The following is a 4,205-nucleotide window of genomic DNA, read 5'->3' on the forward strand; positions in this document are numbered from 1 at the left end:
GAACTGGTAAAAGCCTTTGGCAGGAAGAAAAGAGATGTGGTTTCAGAAGATGAGTTTAAACGTATATACGAGGATTACAAGAGCGTGAAGTAATATGAATGAAGGGAGGGATCTGTCAAAATATGAAAACTACCGCGACACACTATTTTGTTGTATGCTGTAGGTGAAATACGGAAGAGTTAAAGAGGGAGTTTGAACAACTCATGCTTGCGAAGGAGGGGTAAGAAATAATGAAACGTATTGGACGGCTAATAGTAGTCATTGTGCTTGTTTTTTGTCTTTCTGGACCTGCTTTTGCAGCAGATAGTATTAGGGTAGCTTTAGTGGCACCTTTTACTGGTTTGGGATCTATTTTAGGGGAGTATATCAAAAAGGCGGCTGAACTGGCTGTGGATGAACTTAACGCTAAAGGTGGCGTTGATGGGAGATTGATCGAAATGCATGTGTATGATGACCAAGCCAATCCAAGTACCGCCTTGAATGTTGTACGAAAAGTTATTAGCGAAGACGTAGTGGCTATCTTTGGTCCGAATATGAGTAGTGCTGTGCTAGGGGTCCACAACCTAGCAAAACAGGCGAAAATACCTATGTTGGTAGGGGCGACATCACCAAATTTAGATTACAGTAAAACAAAAAACGATTATCTATTCCGCTTGAGAGCGAACGACGATGCAAGAGTTACTGCTCTGGTTAAATTTGCCGCTGAGAAGCTCAATGCGAAAAAGCCCGGAGTTATCTATGGGACCACTGATTATTGTACAGCAGCCTTGGAAGTAGCAGAAAGAGAATTTAAGAAATATGGTATTGATATTGTGGCGAAGGCGCAAATGAAAGAAGGAGACAAAGATGCTACTGGGCAACTCCTGAAATTGAAAAACGCTGGATTCGATTGCCTCATCGGTCTCACGCATGAACCTGAAGCAGCTATTTGTATAACCCAGGCTAGGCAGCTGCAGATAGATGTGCCTATTATTGGTTTTACCGCGTGGGGTGTTTCAGTAGTAGAGGATCTGGCAGGCGATGCGATGATTGGAGTTTATGCAGCCAAGGGATTTGACGTAAATGATCCTTCCCCTGCAGTGCAAAGTTTTGTGGAAAAGTATCGCGCAAAGTGGAACGAAAATCCTGATGATCCTGGCCAAGCTTATTATGATGGTGTCCATATACTTGCAAAGGCTATTGAGACTGCAAAATCCACTGATGGTCCATCTTTGGTCAAAGCCTTAAAAGAGATCGAGGTTGAAGGCGTTCAAGGTGCATTGAAGTGCGACGAGGATCACAACTTTACTAGTTACACATTTATTGCGCGCTACAATGGGACTATTTGGGAAAAACAAGAGTTTTGAGGTCGTTTTTTAAACGCTTCTTTGAAACTTAGAACATGCCGAGAGCCGTTGCTGGTTCTCGTTGAGGGTCAGCAACGGCGTTTGTTCTTTAGGGTTATTAATTAAAGGAGGGAAACTCGTGAACTTAAGTGATGTAGTTCAGAATTTTGCTAGCGGCATGTCAATAGGTTGTACATACGGTCTTATAGGCTTAGGGGTTGTATTCCTATGGCAGAGTATTGAACGAATAAACTTTGCAAACATTAGTTCAGCCATGTTGAGTGCCTATCTTTTTTACACATTCTACTCAAACTTAAAGTTGGGATTCGTTTTTTCCTTCGTTTTTTCCATCGCCCTTCTGGCTTTGTACGGTTTGGCATTACGTTATCTTATCTATGAACCCATAAATCGTCGAGGTGGGGCCAGAATGGAATTTATAGTAGCGACTCTGATGATGTGCACGCTTTGGTTAACGCTTATCATTGTCATTTACGGAGGGCTTCCAAAGCCATTTCCGCCGGTATTTGGATCCTCGGTGGATTTAGTTGAGATTTGGGGTATCCGTTTACCCAAGTTTTACTTCTATATATTCGCTGTAGTTATTCTCCTAATGGCCTTTCTTCAATTTCTATTGGGGAAGACATTGGTGGGGAAATTTTTTAGAGCTACTGCTCAGAACGCGACTGCTGCCCAACTGATGGGGATCAACATCAATTTCTCTAGATCCTTGGCCTTTATGCTTTCGACAACGATTGTTGGAATTGCTGGAATTCTTCTTGCTCCGGTTTACTTTGTATCGTTGGACTTGGGGGGCGGGAGTATAGGCGTTAAAGGTTTTGCCTCAGCTGTCATGGGAGGCCTAATAGATCCATATGGGACCCTTCTGGGCGGACTCGTTTTAGGTATGTTAGAAAACTTCTCAACTCTGTTTATCTCTTCAACGTACAGAGATGTCATTTCTTTTTGTACCCTCGTCACTGCGATCTTGATAAAACCTAGCGGAATCTTTAATTGGGCTGGCGACAAGGATAAGTAGGGGGTGTGTGATATGAAACTTTCCCGTAAATTTATTATTATTCTAGGAATCGTGTTGCTCTTGATCTATCCCCTAATAGAGACGAAAGATTTCAGGATCTTTCTTACTAACAGAGCGCTGCTTCATGCTATTCTTGTGTCAGGCCTAGTTTTTCTCACTGGGTTTGCAGGGCAAATTTCCCTTGGACAAGCCGGCTTTTACGCTATAGGCGCTTATGGGACTGCTCTTTTGACAACTCGCCTTGGCCTTCCCATTCCCGTCGGCATTATTGGCGGTACCCTATTAAGCCTTGTTGCGGGCTTGATTTTGAGCGTTCCCTCCTTCACGCTTAAAGCTTTCTTTTTGTCTCTCGTTACTATTTCTTTTGGCCAAGTAGTGTGGATAATCATCATTAATGCGATACCCCTTACTGGGGGACCCGGTGGCTTGTTTGGCATCCCCCAATTTCATATAGGCGATTACTTCTTTGGTAATAAAGCCTATTATTACGTATTTCTTGCTATTCTATGTATTTCTATCCTTTTAATGTATCGTATAAAGCATTCTTACATAGGGCGGTCAATGTTTGCCATTAATGACGATGAAATCGCTGCTGAATCTTGTGGTATCAGCTCTAAAAAAGCAAAGGTCTTTGCTTTTGGGTTTTCTTCTTCTTTGGCTGGCTTAGCTGGCGCTCTTTATGCCCACTTTGCCGGTTTCCTCAGTCCAGAACCTTTTGCATTTGGAGAATCTGCTAACTTTGTTGCGATGGCTGTTATAGGGGGACTCAAACACATGAGTGGCGGAATCATTGGTGGGGTAACTCTGACATTTCTCCCGGAGCTTCTTAAGTTTAAGGGATGGGAAACTTACTATTTACTTGTAACCTCCTTAATTGCAATTTTGTTTGTAGTTTTACTTCCGGAGGGACTTGGTCCCAATCTTTCTAAACTTTTAGACAAAATTTTTGGTAGCAGGAAAGATATGACGCAGACCTTGCATCATATAAGAAAGGGATCGAACCGATGAGCGTTCTTTTAGAAACTCAAAAATTGACAAAAGCCTTTGGTGGCGTATTGGCCAATAATGAAGTGGATATAAAGATTAAGAATGGGACGATAACGGCTCTCATAGGTCCTAATGGATCAGGGAAAACGACATTTATAAACCAGGTATCAGGGGTTATGAAGCCTACCTCAGGTTGCATCGTTTTTGATGGTCGAGATATTACGAAGCTGGAAGGGTATCAGTATGCGCGTCTTGGAATAGGGAGGACTTTCCAGCGGATAAATCTTTTTAATAGCCTTTCAGTGGTGGAAAATGTACTGGCGGCTCGACTGAAATTCTTTACATCGTCTTTTTTAAATGTCTTTCTAACTACCTCCCGGCTTAAAAAAGAGGAAGAAAAACAGTTTGAATATTCCATGAAGCTTCTCAAGCTTCTGGGCCTTGAGAAAGAAGCTTTTGAGTGTCCGACATCCCTACCTTACGGGAAGCGGAGGGCTTTGGAAATCGCGAGGGCATTAGCACTAGAACCCGAGCTCCTCCTCCTTGATGAGCCAGCAGCTGGTATGACGAAGGATGAATTTAAAGGCATTATGCAGATCATGCTCCTTCTTAAAGAAAGGGGGATCACAATGCTACTTGTCGAGCACACGATGGAGTTTGTCAGAGGGGTTTCTGATTGGGTGTATGTCCTCAATTTCGGTCGTGTGATTTGTGAAGGTAAGTTTGAAGATATTGAGAAGGATCCTAACGTTATTGAGGCATACCTTGGCGAGGAAGATATGCAATGAGTCTCTTAACGGTCGAAAACTTATCTGTGACATATAATGGGATTTATGCTCTTCGAAACGTGAACATTC

At 42.7% G+C, this 4,205-nt stretch carries 4 protein-coding genes; all 4 read left to right on the top strand.

What is annotated here, in order from left to right:
- Positions 1 to 230 precede the first annotated feature (230 nt).
- Positions 231 to 1,346, top strand: a complete 1,116-nt coding sequence (locus tag Q7P41_RS07155; protein ID WP_303883145.1) for an ABC transporter substrate-binding protein — start codon at positions 231 to 233, stop codon at positions 1,344 to 1,346.
- Positions 1,347 to 1,464: 118 nt separating this feature from the next.
- On the top strand, positions 1,465 to 2,361 hold the full coding sequence (locus Q7P41_RS07160) for a branched-chain amino acid ABC transporter permease (protein WP_303883147.1): 897 nt from the start codon (positions 1,465 to 1,467) through the stop codon (positions 2,359 to 2,361).
- A gap of 12 nt (positions 2,362 to 2,373) precedes the next feature.
- On the top strand, positions 2,374 to 3,369 hold the full coding sequence (locus tag Q7P41_RS07165) for a branched-chain amino acid ABC transporter permease (RefSeq protein WP_303883148.1): 996 nt from the start codon (positions 2,374 to 2,376) through the stop codon (positions 3,367 to 3,369).
- Positions 3,366 to 4,136, top strand: coding sequence for an ABC transporter ATP-binding protein (locus tag Q7P41_RS07170; RefSeq protein ID WP_303883150.1), 771 nt, complete (start codon positions 3,366 to 3,368; stop codon positions 4,134 to 4,136). The genes Q7P41_RS07165 and Q7P41_RS07170 overlap by 4 nt, the downstream gene beginning before the upstream one ends.
- Positions 4,137 to 4,205: the final 69 nt, after the last annotated feature.

Source organism: Acetomicrobium mobile (assembly GCF_937920065.1).

Coding starts and splice junctions, on each gene's coding strand:
- Q7P41_RS07165 (WP_303883148.1), top strand. CDS start 2,374: ATGAAACTTTCCCGTAAATTTATTATTATTCTAGGAATCGTGTTGCTC.
- Q7P41_RS07170 (WP_303883150.1), top strand. CDS start 3,366: ATGAGCGTTCTTTTAGAAACTCAAAAATTGACAAAAGCCTTTGGTGGC.
- Q7P41_RS07155 (WP_303883145.1), top strand. CDS start 231: ATGAAACGTATTGGACGGCTAATAGTAGTCATTGTGCTTGTTTTTTGT.